14 protein-coding genes are annotated in these 19,081 nt (G+C 71.7%); 4 read left to right on the top strand and 10 right to left on the bottom strand.

Features of this window, described 5'->3' with window-relative positions; all coding sequences use genetic code 11:
• Positions 1-124 precede the first annotated feature (124 nt).
• A complete protein-coding gene (locus Sco07f_RS34535) occupies positions 125-1,180 on the top strand; it encodes a glycosyltransferase family 2 protein (protein ID WP_108990199.1) in 1,056 nt (351 codons plus the stop codon).
• 15 nt (positions 1,181-1,195) lie between these two features.
• Here the strand turns inward: Sco07f_RS34535 and Sco07f_RS34540 are convergent, their stop codons facing one another.
• The 6 genes from Sco07f_RS34540 to Sco07f_RS34565 all read right to left on the bottom strand — a co-directional run bounded on the left by Sco07f_RS34540 (position 1,196) and on the right by Sco07f_RS34565 (position 11,117).
• Positions 1,196-2,803, bottom strand: coding sequence for an LCP family protein (locus Sco07f_RS34540; RefSeq protein WP_108990200.1), 1,608 nt, complete (start codon positions 2,801-2,803; stop codon positions 1,196-1,198).
• Between the two features lie 79 nt (positions 2,804-2,882).
• On the bottom strand, positions 2,883-4,589 hold the full coding sequence (locus tag Sco07f_RS34545; protein WP_174855462.1) for an LCP family protein: 1,707 nt from the start codon (positions 4,587-4,589) through the stop codon (positions 2,883-2,885).
• Between the two features lie 215 nt (positions 4,590-4,804).
• On the bottom strand, positions 4,805-6,532 hold the full coding sequence (locus tag Sco07f_RS34550; RefSeq protein ID WP_174855463.1) for an LCP family protein: 1,728 nt from the start codon (positions 6,530-6,532) through the stop codon (positions 4,805-4,807).
• A gap of 240 nt (positions 6,533-6,772) precedes the next feature.
• Positions 6,773-8,485: an LCP family protein gene (locus Sco07f_RS34555; protein WP_107417673.1), complete on the bottom strand. Its 1,713-nt coding sequence runs from the start codon at positions 8,483-8,485 to the stop codon at positions 6,773-6,775.
• A 263-nt stretch (positions 8,486-8,748) separates the two neighbouring features.
• A complete protein-coding gene (locus tag Sco07f_RS34560; RefSeq protein WP_108990202.1) occupies positions 8,749-9,939 on the bottom strand; it encodes an LCP family protein in 1,191 nt (396 codons plus the stop codon).
• Between the two features lie 413 nt (positions 9,940-10,352).
• The gene (locus tag Sco07f_RS34565) at positions 10,353-11,117 is read right to left on the bottom strand and encodes a TIGR03089 family protein (RefSeq protein WP_108990203.1); all 765 of its coding nucleotides are present in this window, start codon (positions 11,115-11,117) and stop codon (positions 10,353-10,355) included.
• A gap of 139 nt (positions 11,118-11,256) precedes the next feature.
• On the opposite strand from Sco07f_RS34565, the gene Sco07f_RS34570 reads away from it, so the two are divergent.
• Both Sco07f_RS34570 and manB read left to right on the top strand, forming a co-directional pair.
• Positions 11,257-12,528, top strand: a complete 1,272-nt coding sequence (locus Sco07f_RS34570; protein WP_108990204.1) for a peptidoglycan recognition protein family protein — start codon at positions 11,257-11,259, stop codon at positions 12,526-12,528.
• Between the two features lie 164 nt (positions 12,529-12,692).
• Positions 12,693-13,778, top strand: a complete 1,086-nt coding sequence (manB, locus tag Sco07f_RS34575; RefSeq protein WP_007450341.1) for a mannose-1-phosphate guanylyltransferase — start codon at positions 12,693-12,695, stop codon at positions 13,776-13,778.
• A 199-nt stretch (positions 13,779-13,977) separates the two neighbouring features.
• On the opposite strand, the gene Sco07f_RS34580 is transcribed toward manB, so the two are convergent.
• The 4 genes from Sco07f_RS34580 to Sco07f_RS34595 form a co-directional block, all read right to left on the bottom strand.
• Positions 13,978-14,997 carry a DNA-3-methyladenine glycosylase family protein gene (locus Sco07f_RS34580; protein WP_108990205.1) on the bottom strand — a complete coding sequence of 340 codons (1,020 nt, stop codon included), beginning with the start codon at positions 14,995-14,997 and terminating at the stop codon, positions 13,978-13,980.
• Positions 14,998-15,058: 61 nt separating this feature from the next.
• The gene (locus tag Sco07f_RS34585; protein ID WP_108990206.1) at positions 15,059-16,393 is read right to left on the bottom strand and encodes a coenzyme F420-0:L-glutamate ligase; all 1,335 of its coding nucleotides are present in this window, start codon (positions 16,391-16,393) and stop codon (positions 15,059-15,061) included.
• The gene (cofD, locus tag Sco07f_RS34590; protein ID WP_007450327.1) at positions 16,390-17,349 is read right to left on the bottom strand and encodes a 2-phospho-L-lactate transferase; all 960 of its coding nucleotides are present in this window, start codon (positions 17,347-17,349) and stop codon (positions 16,390-16,392) included. Before cofD ends, Sco07f_RS34585 begins: the two co-directional genes overlap by 4 nt.
• Positions 17,350-17,439: 90 nt before the next feature.
• A complete protein-coding gene (locus tag Sco07f_RS34595; protein WP_087790694.1) occupies positions 17,440-17,934 on the bottom strand; it encodes a cysteine dioxygenase in 495 nt (164 codons plus the stop codon).
• 686 nt (positions 17,935-18,620) lie between these two features.
• Between Sco07f_RS34595 and Sco07f_RS34605 the strand changes: the two genes are divergently transcribed.
• Positions 18,621-18,884 carry a WhiB family transcriptional regulator gene (locus Sco07f_RS34605; RefSeq protein ID WP_003975777.1) on the top strand — a complete coding sequence of 88 codons (264 nt, stop codon included), beginning with the start codon at positions 18,621-18,623 and terminating at the stop codon, positions 18,882-18,884.
• Positions 18,885-19,081: the final 197 nt, after the last annotated feature.

Here is a 19,081-nt window from a genome sequence, read left to right on the forward strand (position 1 = left end):
GGGCGTGGAGCGTGAGGCCGGACGTGGGATTCGTGAGCACCGTAGGCCCATACGATCTGCTGCCCGGCGCTGTGACCCCCGCGGCGCGCACCCGTGTCCCCCGTTCGCGGTAACGTGAGCACCGATGAACGCCAAGTCCGACGTGCGGCTGCCCGCCGTTTCCGTGATCATGCCCGTCCTCAACGAGGAGCGGCACCTGCGCGGCGCCGTCCGCGCCATCCTCGCCCAGGAGTACGCCGGCGAGATGGAGGTCGTCATCGCCGTCGGTCCGTCCTCGGACCGTACGGAGGAGATCGCCGCCGAGCTCGTCGCCGAGGATCCGCGCGTGCACACCGTGCCGAATCCCACCGGCCGTACGCCCGCCGCGCTGAACGCCGCGATCAAGGCCTCCCGCCATCCGGTGGTCGTCCGCGTCGACGGCCACGGCATGCTGTCGCCGAACTACATCTCCACGGCCGTACGGCTCCTGGAGGAGACCGGCGCGCAGAACGTGGGCGGCATCATGCACGCCGAGGGCGAGAACGCCTGGGAGGACGCCGTCGCCGCCGCGATGACGTCGAAGATCGGCGTGGGCAACGCGGCCTTCCACACCGGCGGTCAGGCGGCTCCGGCCGAGACCGTCTACCTCGGCGTGTTCCGCCGCGAGGCGCTGGAGCGGCAGGGCGGCTACAACGAGGAGTTCGTCCGCGCCCAGGACTGGGAGCTGAACTTCCGCATCCGCGAGGCCGGCGGCCTGATCTGGTTCTCGCCGGAGCTGCGGGTGTCCTACCGCCCGAGGCCGAGCATGCGGGCGCTGGCCAAGCAGTACAAGGACTACGGCCGCTGGCGGCACGTCGTCGCCCGCTACCACTCCGGCTCCATCAACCTGCGCTACCTCGCCCCGCCGACCGCCGTGTGCGCCATCGCGGCCGGTGTCGTGGTGGGCGCCGCGCTGACCCCGTGGGGCTTCGTCGTCCCCGGCGGCTACCTCGCGGCGATCGTCGCGGGCTCGCTGCCCGCCGGCAAGGGGCTCGGGCTGAAGGCGCGGGCGCAGATCCCGGTGGCGCTGGCGACCATGCACATGTCGTGGGGCTGGGGCTTCCTGACCAGCCCGAAGTCGCTGGCCAGGAAGGTCATCGCCTCACGGCGCCCGGCGGTCCAGCCGGATCCGGGGGCCACGGACGCCGCCGGGGCGCGCTGACCCGGCCCGTTCCCCTCAGGACCAGGTGAACGCCGGGTTCACCTGCATGCAGGCGCTCTCGTCGGCGCCGTTGAGGGCCTCGGCGGACTCGGGGGTGCTGTCGTCGCTCCCGGGCGCCCGGTACGCCGTGCCCTCGCGCCAGTCGGCGCCCACGACGAGGGTGACGCCGGACACGGCCGTCGACCGCTTCACCGAACTCGCCGGAACACCCAGGGACTTGGCGACGCGCCGTGCGTCGCCCTCCAGGTCGGCGCTCGGGTAGCGGATCACCGTACGGTCCTCGCTCGGCAGCACCGACGGGTCCGCGACGGCCTTCGTGAAGCCCCGTTCCACCAGGAGCCCGGCGATCGCGTTCGCGCGCCCCGGGGCGGTGCCCAGCTCGTCCGTGCGGGTGCCGTTGCGGACCTGGACCGCCAGCTCGTCGTCGGGTGCGGCCGGGTCGGCCGGAGGCTCCGGTTCGGCGTCGGGCTTCTTCTCCGCGTCCTTGCCGTCCAGGGCGATGTCCTCGCGCACCAGCCGGAACAGCTGCTCCGCGTCCTCGGTCGGCTCGACGCGGGCGCCCACATACCGGTTGGGCATCGTGGTCATGGTGATGCGCTCGGGCTTCACCGTGCGCAGCTCGTTGCTGAGGTCGTACAGCTTCTTGACGGAGTCCAGGCCCGGGTCGACGGTGAGTGCCTCGGTGGCCTCCTCGGCGAGCCTGCGCAGCCTGTTCGGGCTGCTGAGGGTCGCGTTCTCGCGCAGGACGCGCACCATCGAGTTCAGGTACATGTGCTGGGCCTTGGCCCGCGCGAGGTCGCTGCCGTCCTCGAAGCCGTACCGGGTGCGCAGCCATTGCAGGGCCTGCTCGCCCTTGACGGGGTGGGTGCCCTTCGCCAGCTTCAGACCGGAACCGTGGCCCTGGCCGTCGCGCGAGTGGATGTTGGCGTCCACACAGACGGGGACGCCGCCGACGGCGTCCGCCATCGAGACCACGCCCGCGAAGTCGACCATCACGAAGTGGTCGATGTGGATGCCGGTCAGCTCCTGCCAGGTGGCCACCGTGCAGCCCGGACCGCCGTGGCCGAGGCTCTGGTTGGTCATCACCCGGCCCTCGCTCGCCGGGTACACCGTCCCGTCGTCCGGGTCGGTGCACCTGGGTATCTCCAGCAGGGTGTCGCGCGGCATGCTGACCACCGACATGTTGCTGCGGTCGGCGGACAGGTGCACCAGCATCTGCACGTCCGCCAGCGGCGTGGAGCCGAACGTCTCGCGGGCGCCGCCGAGTTGCTGGTTCTCCTCGCTGTCCCGGGCGTCCGAGCCGATGACGAGGATGTTCAGCGGGGTCTGCCCGGCCGCGTTCGGCGTCGGCGCGGCGACCTTGTTGTCGCCCAGGTTCAGGGCGTCCTGCTTGATGTTGTCGTTGAGGTGCTCGTAGTAGAGGTAGCCGGCCCCCGCCGAGCCGGCCAGGACCACGGCGATCAGCACCGCGGTCCAGCGCAGGGCGCGGCGGCGCCGGCGCGGACGGGGGTCCTTCGCCTCCTCGACACCGTTGTCGCCGTCCCCCCGGACGGCCTCCGCACGCTCGGAGGCGGCTGCCGCCTCCTCCTGCGTGTCCTCCCCCTGCACACCGCTCCGCGTCATGTCCGCGCCCCTCTCCCCACCCCCGCGCCACCGCACGGGCCCGTCGCCGTCCTGTGAGACGTACGACAGGCCCGTCAGGTCAACTGGCGCACAACTTCTGGTCGGCCGTGGACGCGTTGTCCAGCTCCGGCTTCTCGACGGATGCGGCGTCGAGTTTGACTCCGGCGCCCTTGAAGTCCTTGCCGAGGGTGAGGGTCATGGCGGGCAGGCCCTGGGAGTTGGTGACGCTCTCGCCGGGCTTCATGGCGGCGCCGGACAGGCCGAGGATCTCGGCGAGGGCGCGGGCCTGGTCGGCCTGGTCGGGGGCGTACTCCAGGGTGGTCCTGGCGATGTCGGCGGGTGCGTTGCCCGCGTTCTCCGACTTGGTGACGCCGGCCTGGTTCTGGAGGTAGGTCAGCTCCTGTCCCGCGCTGCCGGTGGGGGCGCCGCCGTTGAGGACCCGGACGCGGACCTCGGAGGGCTCGGACTTCGCGCCCTCCAGACGCGCGGCGACGGCGGCGTCCTCCTTCTTCTTCTTGTCCTTCTTCTTCTGCTCGACCTCGGTGAAGGAGACGTCGTTCTTGATCATGTCGAAGACCTGGGGGGCCTTCGCCTCGTTCACGACCACCGTCGCCTTGACCTTCTCGGCCGGGTTGTCGAGCACCGGCACGGTGGCGAACGTGATGTTCTTCGGCGGCACCTTCTTCAGCTCCAGGGCGATGTCCTTGAGCGTGCCCACGTTGCCGATGGCGCTGTCCACGGTGAGGGCCTTGGTCGCGGCCTCGGCGAGCTTCACCAGCTTGGTGGGGCTGGTGAGGGTGTCGCTGGAGGACATCTTGCGCATGAGCGAGCCCAGGAACTGCTGCTGCACCTTGATGCGGTCCAGGTCGCCCTCGTTGCCGAAGGCGTGCCGGGTGCGGACGAAGGCGAGGGCCTGCTCGCCCTCGACGGTGGACTCGCCCTTGGGGAGCTGGAGATGGGACTTCGGGTCGTCCACGGCGTGCTCCACGCACACGTCGACGCCGCCGACCGCCGAGGTCAGCGTCTTGACCGCGTTGAAGTCGGCCATCATGAAGTGGTCCGGCTTGATGCCGGTCGTCTCCGTCACCGTGCGCATCGTGCAGCCCGCGTCCCGGCCGAGGTCGCCCAGGCTCTGGTTGAAACGGACGCCGGAGGTACCGGGGATGACCTTCTTCGTCCCGTCCTCCTGAGTCGTCTCGCAGTCGGGGATGTCGACGATGAGGTCGCGCGGGATGCTGAGCGCGGTCGCGTTGGAGCGGTCCTCGGCGACGTGCAGCAGGATGTTGGTGTCCGCGTGTCCGGCGCTGCCCTTGTCGCCGTAGCCCTCGTTGCCCTCACCGGTGCGCTTGTCGGTGCCGATGATGAGGATGTTGAAGGCCTCGTCCTTGCTGAAGCTGCTGCTTCCGGCGTTGCCGACGTCCGTCGTCGAGACGTTGCCCTCGAGGTGCTTGAGGTAGAGGTAGCCGCCGACGCCGGTCACGAGGACGACGAAGGCCATGCTGCCGCCGGTCCACAGCAAAACCTTCTTGCCCTTGGACTTCTTCTTCTCCGGCCGGCGTCCACGCCGGCCGGGCACCGGCTCCTCGGGCTCCGGGCGGCGCCGCCGCTGGGGCGGCACCTCGCGGCCCGGAGCAGCCGTGCGGCGCCCCTCCGTGCGGGGCTTGGGAACGGACGACTGCGGTGCGGAAGGGGACAGTCGCAGTTCGTATTCACCGGTACGTGGATTCAGCACCCACTGGTCTGCGGGATCGACGTCGTCTGCCCGCCCACGTCCTTGCGCGTCCACGGTTTCCCAATCCTTCGTCGGGGGCCACGCGGCGCCTTCCTTCGAAGGCACCCGGTAAAGAGTCAACAAGTGCACGACGCCAGGGCGGACCTCGCGGCGGGGGGCACTGGAGCCATTGGAGCGCTCACACTATCCGCCCGGTTCGGCATCGAACGACCCTGGTGTCACGCTCGTCACCCCTACAACAGGGCATTCCCTCCTATTTTCGCGAACTCCTACCATCGGTAGGGCTTGTAGACGTCCATGCACTTGCTGGTGTCCGAGCCGTTGATGGCGTCGCTGTTCGTCGGAAGGTCCCCGGCCTCGGGTGTCTCCTGCTTCGGATAGGACGCGCCGTCGCGCCAGTCAGCTCCCACGACGAGAGTGATCCCGGACACGTCCGTGGACTTGCGCACCGCGTTCGCGGGGATCCCCAGCGCATCGGCGACGCGGCGTGCGTCGCCCGCCAACTCGTCGCTCGGGTAACGGACGACGGTCCGCTCCTCGGAGAGCGCCGCCGAGGTGTCCTTCGTCGCCTTCGCGAAGCCCTTCTCCACCAGCGTCCCGGCGACCGCGCCGGCCCGGCCGGTCACCGGGCCGAGGGTGGCCGACCGGGTGGCGTTCTGGACGAGGACGCCGATCTCGGAGTCGGCGGCGGGCTCGTCGGAGGGCCGGCCGGTGGCGTCCTTGCCGTCGCCGTTGCCGTCGCCCTTGCCGGTGTTCTCGGCGGTGTCCTTCTTGCCCTTCTCGCCCTTGTCGTCGAAGGACACGTCGTCGCGGAGCATCGCCCACATCTTGTCGGCGTCGGGTGCCGGGAGCAGGTGGTTGCCGTCCTCGGGGTCCTCGACCGTGGGGATCGTCGTCATGGTGATGCGGTCCGTGGGCACCGTCTTGAGCTGCATGCCGAGGTCGTACAGCTTCTTGACGGTGCCGATCTCCTCGGAGACCGTCAGCGACTTCGTGGCGGCCTCGGCCAGGCCCATCAGCCTGCCCGCGTCGGTGAAGACGTTCTGGCTCTTGAGGGTGCGGATCATCGAGTTCATGTACATGTGCTGGGCCCGGGCCCGCAGCGGGTCACTGCCCCAGGCGTGCCGGGTGCGCAGCCACTTGAGGGCCTCCTCGCCCTTGACCTTGTGCGAGCCCTTCGTCATCTTCAGGCCCGAGCCGCCGGGCACGCCGGGCAGCGGGCGGTCGTGCACGTTCTGGTTGACGCAGACCTCGACGCCGCCGACCGCGTCCGCCATCGAGACGACGCCCGCGAAGTCGATCGTCATCCAGTGGTCGATGTAGACCCCGGTGAGGTTCTCCCAGGTGGCCAGGGTGCAGCCGGCGCCGCCGCGGGCCAGTGACGTGTTGATGATGGCGTTGGTCGCCGGGAACCTCTCCCCGGAGTCGGGGTCCTTGCACGCGGGGATGTCGACCCGGGTGTCCCGGGGGATGCTCACCACCGCGGCACTCTTGCGGTCCGCGGCCAGGTGGATCAGCATCTGCACGTCGGCCAGCGGCGGGTTGTCGCGGTGGTTCTTGCCGCCGCCCAGCGCCACGTTGGCGTCGGAGGCCCGGCTGTCGGAGCCGAGCAGCAGAATGTTCAGGGGCGTCTGTCCGGCCGCGTTCGGCTCGGTCTTGTGCGCCTTGGAGTCGCCGCTGCTGCGCTCGCCCTTGTCGATGTTGCCGTTCAGGTGCCGGTAGTAGAGGTATCCGGCGCCGGCCGTGCCGAGTATCAGCACCGCGAGCGTGGTCGCGGACCATCTCAGCGCGCGGTGCCGGCGCCCGGAGCGCCGTCGCCCGGAGCGCCTGCCGTTCCTGCCCCCGTGGCCCTGCGGCCCGTCCGGTCCTTTCGGGCCCTCCGGCCCGGCGAGGCCCGTGGCGCCCTCGTCCCGGCCGCGGCGACCGGCCCGCCGGCCGCGGGCGTGCCGGACGGTGTCCGGTCGCGTTCCCTCCCCGCGCACACTGCTCTGCGTCATGTCCTCTCCCACCCTCGGGCCCGCGGACGTGGTCCCGCACGCGACCTGTTCGCACAGTTGGACGTACGAAGCCCCTCGTTGGCTGTACGGCGACCGGTGGATTGTTCACCGGGGACCGACCGGTCGACCGAGCGGCCGACGGACCGCCAGGACGAAGGACCGCTTGACCGACCGACCGGCCGATGGACCCGGCCGGCCGATGGACTGTCGTACTGTCAGACGCGCGTGGAGCCCCTCAGGTCACTTCGCGCACTCGACCTTGTCCGCCGTGGACTTCTGGAGGTCCTCCGGTGCCTTCGCGGAGGTGGCGTCGAGTTTGACTCCGGCGCCCTTGAAGTCCTTGCCGAGGGTGAGGGTCATGGTGGGCAGGCCCTGGGAGTTGGTGACGCTCTCGCCGGGTTTCATGGCGGCGCCGGAGAGGCCGAGGATCTCGGCGAGGGCGCGGGCCTGGTCGGCCTGGTCGGGGGCGTACTCCAGGGTGGTCCTGGCGAGCTCGGCGGGGGCGTTGCCCGCGTTCTCGGACTTGGTGACGCCGGCCTCGTTCTGGAGGTAGGTCAGCTCACGCCCCGCGCTGCCGGCCGAAGCGCCGCCGTTGAGGACGCGGACGCGGATCTCGGAGGGCTCGGACTTCGCGCCCTCCAGACGCGCGGCGACGGCGGCGTCCTCCTTCTTCTTCTTCTCCTTCTCCTTCTTCTTGACCTCGGTGAAGGAGACGTCGTTCTTGACCATGTCGAAGACCTGCTGGGCGGGGCCCTCCTTGAGGACGACCGTCACCGGCGTCTTCTCGGCCGGGTTGTCCTTCACCGGCACGGTGGCGAAGGTCAGGTTCTTGGTGTCGAGCTTGCCCAGCTCGAGACCGAGGTCCTTCAGCTTGCCGATGTTGTCCAGCTTGGAGTCGACGGTCAGCGCCTCGGTGGCCGCCTCGGCCAGCTTCACCATCTTCGTCGGACTGGTGAGCGTGTCGTTGGACTTCAGTTTGCGCATCAGCGAGCTGAGGAACTGCTGCTGGAGCTCGATACGGCTCAGGTCGCCGCCGAAGCCGACGGAGTGCCGGGTGCGGACGAAGGCGAGCGCCTCCTCGCCCTCGATGGTGTGCTCGCCCTTCGACAGGTTCAGGTGCGAGTCGGGGTCGTTGATGTCCTTCGCCAGGCAGACCTCGACGCCGCCGACCGCGGAGGACAGGGTCTTGACCGCGTTGAAGTCGGCCACCATGAAGTTGTCGGGCTTGACCCCCGTCAGCTCGGTGACCGTCCGCATGGTGCAGCTGGGCGTACGGCCGCTCTGACCGAGGCTCTGGTTGAAGCGGACGCCGGAGGATCCGGGGATGACCTTCGTGCTCCCGTCCTCCTGCGTGGTCGGGCAGTCGGGGATGTCGACGATCAGGTCGCGGGGGATGCTGAGCGCGGTCGCGTTGGACCGGTCCTTGGAGACGTGCAGCAGGAGCGTGGTGTCGGCGTGGCCCGCGCTGCCCTTGTCGCCGTAGCCGTCGTTGCCGGAGCCGGTGCGCTTGTCGGTGCCGATCAGCAGGATGTTGATCGCCTGGTCCTTCTGGAACCCGCCGGTGCTCGCGCCGTCGTCGGGGAGGGACTCGATGTTGTCGTTGAGGTGCTGGAGATACAGATAACCGGCCGTGCCGACGGCGAGGATGACGAACGCCATCGTGCCGCCCGTCCACAGCAGTATCTTCTTGCCCCTCGACTTCTTCTTGGCCTTCTTCTTCGCCGGCCGCCGGCGGTCGCGCCGTCCCGGCGGCGGCTCCTCGGGCGTCGCACGGCGCCTGCGCGGCGCGGGAACCTCACGCTCCGGTGCCGGCGTGGCCCGGCGGGGGCCCGGAACCGGTGATTGCGGTGCGGAAGAAGGCAGTCGCAGTTCGTAGTCACCGGTGTCCGGATTGAGTACCCACTGGTCTGCGGGGTCGATGTCCTCCGCCTGCCCACGGCCTTGCGCGTCCACGGTTGTCCGAATCCTCCGTCGGGGCCACGCGGCGCCCTCCCCTCCGGGCGCCCGGTCTCGCTCACGTCAACTCAGTGCGTGGCCGGGGAACTCCGCGGCCGGGCACACCGGATCGCTCACACTAACCGGCACACCCGGTGCGGGGCGACGGCAGTGACGTATTCCACGAGCCTTACAAGTGGGCAATACGGCGCATTTCTCGGACAATTGTCCGCTCGCGCATGTCGCTTTGCACTCGGAGTTGCCCCTTTTTGGAATGCGCTTTACTCGCAGACGTCCTCGTCGGCGGTGTTCCCGCTGAACGTCGGCGCGGGGGAGTCGGCGTCACCGGCGGTACCGGAATTCCCGGTACCGCCGGTCTCGTCCCGCCGGTCAGCGGCGATCGTCACGGGCTCGTCCGTCCGCAGCCGGGTGAACAGCCTCTCGGCGTCGGGCTGCACGAGCTGGTCCCGATTGGCGTCGCCCGCGTACGACTCCCGGGGGACGGTCAGGAACTGCACGCGTTCGGTGGGAATCCCGCGCAGGCCGCGCACAAGGTCGTACAAACCCCGCAGACTCGCCAGATTCGGGTCTGTCGTGAGTGACGACGTGGCCGCGTCCAGAACGGGGTACAGCTTCACCGGATTCAGCAGAACGCCATTGCTCTGCACCTTGTTCACGAGCGCCCCCAGAAAGCGCTGCTGCCGGTCCATCCGGTCGGTGTCGCTGCCGTCGCCGAGCGACTTCCGGGCGCGGACGTATCCGAGCGCCTGCTCCCCGTCGAGGGTCACCCTGCCCGCGGGCAGTTTCAGCTTGGCGTCCTCGTCGTCGACCGGCTTGCGCAGGCACACCTCGACGCCGTCGAGCGCGTCGACCATCTCCTTGAAGCCCTCGAAGTCGACGACCACGTGGTGGTCGATCCGGATGCCGGTCAGCTTCTCCACCGTACGGATCGAGCACGCCGAACCGCCCGCCGCGAAGGCGTAGTTGAACTGCGTGAACGCCGGTTCGGTGAGTGACCCGTCGGGGCGGTGGCAGCCGGGGACGTTCACCATGAGGTCGCGGGGGAGGGAGACGGCGGTGGCGCTGTCCCGGCCCGCGGCCAGGTGCAGCAGGATCGTGGTGTCCGACCGTTCGGTCCCGGAGTCCCGGCCGTAGCGGGAGTTGCCGTCCCCCGACCGCGAGTCCGACCCGATCAGGAGCACGTTCTGCGCGCCGCGCACCAGTGAGGTGGGCCGCTCCTTCTCGTACCGGGCGAGTTCGGCGGCGGCCGCCTCGTCCGACGTGATGTTGCCGCTCAGCTTGGCGTACACCGCCCACCCGACGCCCGCCGCACCCCCGGCCAGCACGACGACCACGATCCCGGCGATCCCCAGCCGCCGCCTGCGCCGCCGCCGCTTCAGCCCGCCCCCGCTCGCGGACGCCCCGTGCCCCGCCTCCCCACCGGAGGCCGCCGTACCCGCGTCATCGCCCACGCCTGCCTCCGTCCACACCAGCGCGCTGGTACGACCATGCCCCGGGGGAGCACGAAAGACAGAACGGACCTAGCCCGAACGGGGCACGCCCTTCACCACTCGAGCTGCGGGCGGTCGTGCCGCCGGTTCGGCTCGGGCGGGCGCAGGCGGCACCCCGTCAGCGCCGGGCCGCGCACCCCACCCGGGCACCAGCACCTCCGCCGGGCACCGGCACCTCTGCCGGGCACCGGCACCTCCCCGCCGGGCACCGGCACCTCTGCCGGGCACCGGCACCTCCCCGCCGGGCACCGGCACCTCTGCCGGGCACCGACACCTCCGCCGGGCACCGACACCCCCGTCGGGCACCGGCACGCACCGGCTCACCGCCCCGCCGGCGTCACCTCACCCCCGGCCCGCCAGCACCCCGCGGAACCTCACCGCGCCGTCACCGACACCCGCTCCGCCTCGATCCGCTGATCCACGACACCCGCCCCCGCCAGCTCCAGATGCCGGCACAACACCACCGACCCCCCGCTCGCCAGCGGCCCGTACAACCCCGCGCTCAACCCCTCCCACGTGTCGTACGGCAACCCCGACAGGATCCGCGCCCCCGGCCCCGTCAGTCCCAGCCCGGACGCCTCCGCCCGAGCCCGCTCCACGACCTCCGCCCCGCTGAACTCCCGGCCGGCCACGATCAGTGCCGGTGCCTCCGGATCCACCGGCGCGTACGGCGCGAACCGGTCACCCTGCCCCGGCACCTCCACCGCGTAGTCGGCGAAGCCCTCCGGCGCCGCCGGCGCGAACCGCCCCCCGAGCGGCCGCAGCGCCAGCGCGATCCGCGGACCGGAGCACGCCCGCGCCGCCTCCAGCGACTCCGGCTCCGGCCCGCTCACGACCACGTCCGCGGCCTTCGGGTCGCCCGCCACGTCGGCGACGACGCCCACCGACGCGCAGGCCAGCAGCCACACCGCCGTCTGCCAGTGCGCGGGCAGCAGCAGCGCGACCCGGTCGCCGGGTTCGACGGACAGTTCGTCCTGGAGGAGGTTGGCGGTCTTGGCCACCCAATTGGCGAAGGTGGCCACGGACAGTTCGACGCGTTCGCCCGTGGCGTCGTCGTAGAAGGTCACCAGGGGGCGTCCCGGGTCCGCGGCGAGCGCGGAACTCAGCAGGTCGGCAGGGGTGCGGTCGGTCGCGTTCACCCGCGCAAGCGTACGCGGGCCCGGCGCGGCGCACCCAGCGGCCGACGGACCGCGCCACCACCGGATCGGACGAGAGGACCCGACGCTCCGTCAGATCCCAAATGGACATATTTGTCTGACGATGTACAAAATCAGGGGCATGCGTGGATTCCTAGCTTCCTCGACCGGTGTCACGTGCGCGGCGGCCCTGGCCCTCCCGCTCGCCCCGCCCGCGGCAGCGACCACCTCCCCGACCCCACCCGTGACGCGTGCGGCGGCAGGACCCGAGGCGTACGCCGCCGGCGGCACCCAGTCCCTGCCCCTCGCCTCCCGGAGCGGGGACCGGGCACCCGGCGCGGCCGAACAGGGCCTGGTCCGCCGGGACGTACGGCCCTTCTCCCTGGTCGGCGTCGTCTGGGACAACCCCGCCACCGAACTCCACGGCCGCGTCGAGGTCCGTACCCGGGCCACCGCGACCGGCGCCTGGTCCGGCTGGCGGGAGCTGGAGACCCACAACGCCGACCACGCCGCCGACCCGGGCACCCCCGAGAGCACCTCGGGCCGTGTCCGCGGCGCAACCGCACCCCTGTGGGTGGGCGAGGCCGACGGCGTGGAGGTGCGGGTACGCGCGGAGACCACCCCCGAGACTGCCCGGACCGCCCCGGCCCGCTCCCGGCTCCCCGGCGGCCTGCGCCTCGAACTCGTCGACCCCGGCAAGGCCGCCCCGCCGCCGGCGCACCGCGCGCGGACCGAGGCCGCCGAACCCGCCGAGGCCGCCCAACCCGCCGTACTCCCCGCCCGTAGCGCCCGGCAGAAGACCAAGCCGCACGCCGGCCCCCGCCCGCGCATCACCACCCGCCGCGGCTGGGGCGCCGACGAGAAGCTGCGCGAGAAGGGGTTCGTCTACACGAAGAAGATCAAGGCGGCCTTCGTGCACCACTCGGACACCGGCAACAACTACCGCTGCTCACAGGCGCCGTCGGTCATCCGCGGCATCTACCGGTACCACGTCAACAGCATGGGCTGGCGCGACCTCGGCTACAACTTCCTCGTCGACAAGTGCGGAAACATCTACGAGGGCCGGGCCGGCGGCGTGTCCAAGCCCGTACTGGGCGCCCACACCCTGGGGTTCAACTCCGACAGCGTGGGCATCGCCGTGCTCGGCACGTACAGCTCGAAGAAGCCGTCGTCGGCGGCGCTGAAGGCGATCGCCCGGCTCACCGCGTGGAAGGTCGGGCTCTACGGCATGAATCCGCGGGGAAAGACATACCTGAAGTCCGGGGGTGGCAACCTCTACCCAAAGGGCGAGAAGGTACGACTGAACGTCATCTCCGGTCACCGCGACGGCTTCGCCACGAACTGCCCCGGAAAGAAGCTCTACGCCAAGCTCGGCACGGCCCGCGCGAAGGCGGCGGCGTACCAGGGACGCTGAGGACCGCGGAGGATCGTGGAAGACCGCTGAGGGCCGCTGAGGACCGCGAGCGACCGCTGAGGACACACCACCGCACGGTCGTCGAGGGTGCCACGGAACGGTCTGCATACACTGGCCCGCCGAAAGACAGTTCGGCCGGTCCCGGCAGGAAGCAGAGACGACAGGTGACAGAAGCGATCCTCCTGGTCGGCGGCAAGGGCACGCGGCTTCGCCCGCTCACGGTGAACACGCCCAAGCCCATGGTCCGGGCGGCCGGAGTGCCGTTCCTCACGCATCAGCTGGCGCGGGCCAAGGCGGCCGGCGTCGAGCACATCGTGCTCGCGACCAGCTATCTGGCCGAGGTCTTCGAGCCGTACTTCGGCGACGGCTCGGCGCTCGGCCTGCACCTGGAGTACGTCACGGAGGAGGAGCCGCTCGGCACGGGCGGCGCCATCCGCAACGTGGCCTCCCGGCTGCACTCCGGCCCCGAGGAGCCGGTGCTCATCTTCAACGGCGACATCCTGACGGGCCTGGACATCGGCGCACTGGTCCGCACCCACGAGACGACGGGCGCGGACGTCTCCCTGCACCTCACCAAGGTCACGGACCCGAGGGCCTACGGCCTGGTCCCCACGGACGACGCGGGCCGGGTGCTCGCCTTCCTGGAGAAGCCGCAGACCCCCGAGGAGATCGTCACCGACCAGATCAACGCGGGGGCGTACGTCTTCCGTCGTTCGGTCATCGACACGATCCCGGCGGGGCGCCCCGTCTCCGTCGAACGCGAGACCTTCCCCGAGCTGCTCGCCACCGGGGCCCACCTCCAGGGCATGGTCGACTCCACCTACTGGCTGGACCTGGGCACCCCGGCGGCCTTCGTACGCGGCTCGGCCGACCTGGTCCTGGGCCGCGCCCCGTCACCGGCGATACCGGGCCGCTGCGGCGACCGCCTGGTCCTGCCCACGGCTCAGGTGGCGCCCGACGCCAAGCTGGCCGGCGGCACGGTGGTCGGCGAGGGCGCCTTCGTGGCGGAGGGGGCGCGCGTCTTCGGCAGCACGATCCTGCCGGGTGCCGTCATCGAGCCGGGTGCCGTCATCACCGACTCCCTCATCGGGACCGGCGCCCGCGTCGGCACCCGCTCGGTGCTGGCCGACACGGTCATCGGCGACGGCGCGATCATCGGCGCCGACAACGAACTCCGCTCCGGCGCCCGCATCTGGTGCGACGCCCACATCCCCCCGGCATCCTTGCGCTTCTCGTCCGACGCCTCGTAGCTGCGAGCAAGTCGTGCCGCCCCCCCGCCCGGTAACTGCGGGCAGTCGTGCCTCCCCCAGTGCCTGAACGGCCTGGGAGGGACCCCCAGGGCGGCACGGGTGGGCGCAGGCGGCACCCGGCCGGCGCCGGTCCGCGTAATCCATCCCCGCCTCGCACTCACGCCGGGCAACCGGCATACACCGGGCCGGCGGAGCAACGTCAGAGCCGCTCAATCCCCCGCGGAGCCATCCGCGGCGCCCGCCTCTCCGGCACCCGCCCACTCAACAGCACCAACCGAGCCGCCCGATGCCGCTGCCCCGCATACGGCTCCAGCAACCGCAGCATCTCCGCGTCGTCCGCATACCGGTCCCCGCCCAGCGCGAACCCCACGATCCCCGGCAGATGCAGGTCCCCCACCGTCACCGCGTCCGCCGCCCCGTGACTGCGCTGCACGGTCTCCGCCGACGTCCACGGCCCGACCCCCGGCAGAACCTCCAGCCGCTCCCGCGCCGCCGCCGGCTCCATCCGCGCCGCCTCCTCCAGCCGCGCGGCGACCCGCACCGCCCGCAGGACCGTCGCCGCGCGCTTGTCGTCCACCCCGGCCAGGTGCCACTCCCAGGACGGGATCAGCGCCCACGTCCGCGCCGCCGGCATCACACACATCCGCCCGGGCGCGGGCCCCGGCGCCGGCTCCCCGAACTTCCGCACCAGCAGCCGCCACGCCTGGTACGCCTCCAGCGTCGTGACCTTCTGCTCCAGGACCGAGGGGATCAACGACTCCAGCACCAGCCCCGCCCGCACCAGCCGCAGCCCCGGCCGCCGATGCGCCGTGACCGCCAGCAGCCGGTGCCGCGGCACGAACGCCGACGGGTCGTCCTCGGCGCCCAGCATCCGCGGCAGCTGCTCCAGCAGCCACTCCGCCCCCGGCCCCCACGCCTCGCCCCGCACCTCGCCGCCGCGCGCGGTGACCCGCAGCGTGCCCGGCCCGGCGGGCGTGCGGCTGGCCCGCCACACCGACCCGTCCGGCATCGTCCGGAACGTCGGATCGCCCGGCCCGCGCCGCAGCGGCCCGAGCACCAGCCCCAGGTCCAGCGGCCCGTCCGGCACCCACACCCGTACCGCACCCGGCGCGGCGGCCTGCCGGGGTACGGCGGTCGGGGGTACGGCGGCCGGGGGCACGACGGTCTCCCCGCCGCGCACCGTGGCGCGCGAGGGGCGGGGAGCGAAGCGTCCTGCCACGAGAGAGGTCCTTGGGAGGAGGGGGTGAGCCTCTACGAGGGTAGAGGCTCGGGAAGACGGCTCACCGCACCTCGATGAAGGCTCCCGCGTCCCGCTCGGGCCGCGCCTTCGGCTCCTCGGCCGGATGCCCGACCGCCACCGCCCCCATCGGGTCCCAGTCGCCCGGCAGCCCCAGCACCTCACGCACGACGTCCCGGCAGAACATCGTCGAGGACACCCACGCGGAGCCCAGCCGCTCCCCGGCGAGCGCGACGAGCAGGTTCTGCACGCCCGCGCCGGTGGCGACCACGAACATCTCCCGCTCGGCCCCGTCGCGGCGCGCGTCCCCGTAGGTGTGCGAGCCGTCCATGACCAGGCAGGGCACGACGAGGTAGGGCGCGTTGCGCAGGACGTCGCCGCGCCGCACGCGCTTGGCGACGGACTCCTCGCTCTTGCCGTCGCGCCGCAGGTCCGCGATCCAGGCGTCCCGCATCGCGTCGAGCAGCCGGGTGCGGGAGTCCTCCGACTCCAGGAGCACGAACCGCCACGGTGTCGTGTGGTGCGGCGCCGGTGCGGTCACGGCCGCGGCCACCGCCCGGCGCACGGCACCGGGGTCGACCGGCTCGTCCGTGAAGGCCCGTACCGTACGCCGCTGGGTGACCGCCTGCCGTACCGCCTCCGAGGTGCCGAGGCGGAACATGTCGTCGCGCGCGCCGCGCACCATCGCCCGCGCGCCCTCGCCGTCGTCCCCGGCGACGACCACCTGCGGCAGCCCGCGCACGACGGCGACGGGCAGGCCGGCGGCCTTGCCCTTGACCAGGTCCCCGGCGGCGGCCAGCTCGTCGGCGGTGGCGACGACGGTGGCGCCGAGCGGATTGCCGTGCGCGTCCGTGCCGCCGCGCAGGTCGTCGAGGACGCGGACGCCCGCGGCGCCGATCGCCACGTCCGTGAGCCCGGACCGCCAGGGGCGCCCGAAGGTGTCGGTGACGATGACGCCGACGTCCACGCCGAGCGTGTCGCGCAGTCCCTCGCGGATGCCGCGCGCGGAGGCGTCGGGGTCCTCGGGGAGCAGCAGTACGGTCCCGGCCGGCGTGTTCGACGCGTCGACGCCGGCCGCCGCCATGACCAGACCCTGGCGGTTCTCGACGATGCGCAGCGAGCCGCGCCGGGCCACCACCCGCACGGTCTCGGCGTCGATGGCGGCCTCCCGGTCGGCGGCCTCGACGACCCGGCCCTCGGCCTTGGACACGATCTTGGACGTGACGAGCAGCACGTCCCCGTCGGCCAGTGCGGGCTCGGCCGCCGCGATCAGCTTGGCCAGGTCGTCGCCGGGCCGCACCTCGGGCAGGCCGGGCAGGGCCCACACCCGGTAGCCGTCCCGGCGGGCGGCCTCCTCGTCCCGTGTCGGCTCGCTCACGCCACCCGCACCTCCTCCGCCAGCGTCAGCGCCTCGCGGGCCATCTGCGCCGTCGCGTCGAGGCCGGACATCATCAGCGGTACGGCACGGCAGAGGATCCCGGCGGCCTTCACGCGGGTGACGGCGTCCGCGTCGACCGTGTCGACCAGCCAGCCGTCGAGCAGTCCCGAGCCGTAGTGCTCGGCGACGGCGGCGGCCGTGGACTCCACCCCGACCGCGGCGAGCACCTTGTCGGCCATCCCGCGCACGGGCGCGTCGCCGACGATGGGGGAGAGGCCCACCACCGGCACTCCCGCGTCGGCGATCGCCTCCCGGATGCCGGGCACGGCGAGGATCGTGCCGATGGAGACGACCGGGTTGGAGGGCGGGAAGAGGATGACGTCCGCCTCCGCGATGGCCTCCAGGACGCCGGGCGCGGGCTTGGCCTGCTCGGCGCCGACCGGCACGACGGCCTCGGCGGGGACGGAGGCGCGCAGGCGCACCCAGTACTCCTGGAAGTGGACCGCCTTGCGCTCGCCGTCCAGCTCGACCGCCACGTGCGTCTCCACACGGTCGTCGGTCATCGGGATGAGCCGTACGCCGGGCTTCCAGCGGTCGCACAGCGCCTCGGTCACCGCACTGAGCGGGAAGCCCGCGGTGATCATCTGCGTCCGCACGATGTGCGTGGCGAAGTCGCGGTCGCCGAGGCCGAACCACTCGGGTCCGACGCCGTAGGCCGCGAGCTCCTCCTTGAGGTGGAAGGTCTCGTCGGCCCGCCCCCAGCCCTGCTCCTCGTTGATGCCGCCGCCGAGCGTGTACATCACCGTGTCGAGGTCCGGGCAGACCTTCAGCCCGAAGAGGTGGATGTCGTCGCCGGTGTTGCCGATGACCGTGATGTCCGCGTCCGGCGCGGCCTGCCTCAGACCACGCAGGAACCGGGCACCGCCGATGCCGCCTGCCAGAACCACAATGCGCATGGGCCCAGTCTCGCAGGCGGGTACGACAGTGCGTCAGCCAGTCGTCACCGTGTCAGCCGGTCGGCAGGGCGGCTGCCGGTCGGCAGCGTGTCAGCCGGTCGGCAGGGCGGCGGCCGAGCACTGCGGGGAGTGCATCGGCATCTCGGTCAGGCCCGGGTAGTAGAGGTGCAGGCTGACCGCCGGCTCCAGCGCGTCGTTGACCACCTCGTGCACGTGCCCCGGCGCGAACACGTGCTGCGTACCGGCCTCCCACGCGCGCGTGCCGCGTGCCGTGCGCTCGGTGAGGGTGCCCTCCAGGACCGTCCACACGCCGGAGGAAGGGCCGTGGTCGTGGCGTCCGCTGCCCTGTCCCGGCAGCCAGGACAGCAGCCAGACCTCGTACCCGGGGCCGGTGCGCAGCCGGTGGTACCAACGGGTCGTGGCGTCGTAGCGGACGAGGTGCTCCCACTCGGAGCGGTCGGCGGCGACGGTGCGGAGCAGACCGGCGAACTCGGCGACGGTGGCCGGGTGCTCGCGCGGGGGCTGAAGGAGGTGGGGGACTTCGAGGATGTCGCCGGCGATCTGGAGGTCGCTGTCGCTGTTCATGGGTGCGTGGTTCCTCGGCGGAAGAGTGCGGCGGAGCGGAGCGAATGACGAAGAACGCCCTGGTGGGGCGGGAGTGGAGCAGTCGAGTCGCGTGGACTCGGGGACAGCCGGAGCGCGGTCGGCTCAACAGCTGGAACAGCGGCAACAGCTACAGCGAGCGCGGGCAGCACCGTGGGACCCGGCGGTGCGGGTCGAGGCGAGCGCCAAGTTCGCGAGCATGCCCCCAAGAACAGCGGTTCACACCAGCACTGTCAACTCGATGCCCGTTATGTGGGACATGTTTCACCTCATCCGGTTGATCGTGTTGCCGAAAGGTTTGCTCAGACGACTTCCGGGACACATGGCGCACAAGCCGGGCGCACAACCCCCGTTGCGATCCCGTGATCCGAATGTGATCAGGTTCGCTTCGGCGCGTGTATCGGAACGGGATCGATCGCCGGGGCGTCCTTCCTGGTGCAGGTGTTGAACGGGACGGGCCTTCCGGCGGCTCTCATCGCTATGTCAAGGTTTATGGCGATTTGAACACTTACTGCATTGCCTTGGTTCCGCAGAGTGAATAAGGGGCCCAATAGCAGATCTCGGCTTGACTCGCCCGGAGCAGCACACTTGTAATTTCACTCGTGTCGTTCAGCCGGAATCGATAACGGCTGGATCACGGGGACGCGAAAGACAGACGAGGGGCGCACATGACCGAGCTGGTGCAGCAACTGCTGGTCGACGACGCGGACGAGGAACTCGGCTGGCAGGAGCGCGCACTGTGCGCCCAGACCGATCCCGAGTCCTTCTTCCCCGAGAAGGGCGGGTCCACCCGCGAGGCCAAGAAGGTCTGCCTCGCCTGTGAGGTCCGCTCCGAGTGCCTCGAGTACGCCCTTGCCAACGACGAGCGCTTCGGCATCTGGGGCGGCCTGTCCGAGAGAGAGCGCCGCCGCCTGAAGAAGGCCGCGGTCTGAGCGTCGGGGTCTGAGCACCGACGCCCGAGCGTCGAAGCCTGACGCGGCGGCAGAAACGGCCTGGGCGGACGGTCCGGGCACACGGTCCGAGCAGCGGGAACGGCCCGTCGCCGGTGGGTTGTCCACAGGCGGCGGGCCGCCCCTGTGTCCAGCCGATAGTGTGGGCGCTCGTCCGAGACGCCCCGCCGCTCCCCACG

It is taken from the genome of Streptomyces coelicoflavus (assembly GCF_003112555.1).
Classification (GTDB): domain Bacteria; phylum Actinomycetota; class Actinomycetes; order Streptomycetales; family Streptomycetaceae; genus Streptomyces; species Streptomyces coelicoflavus.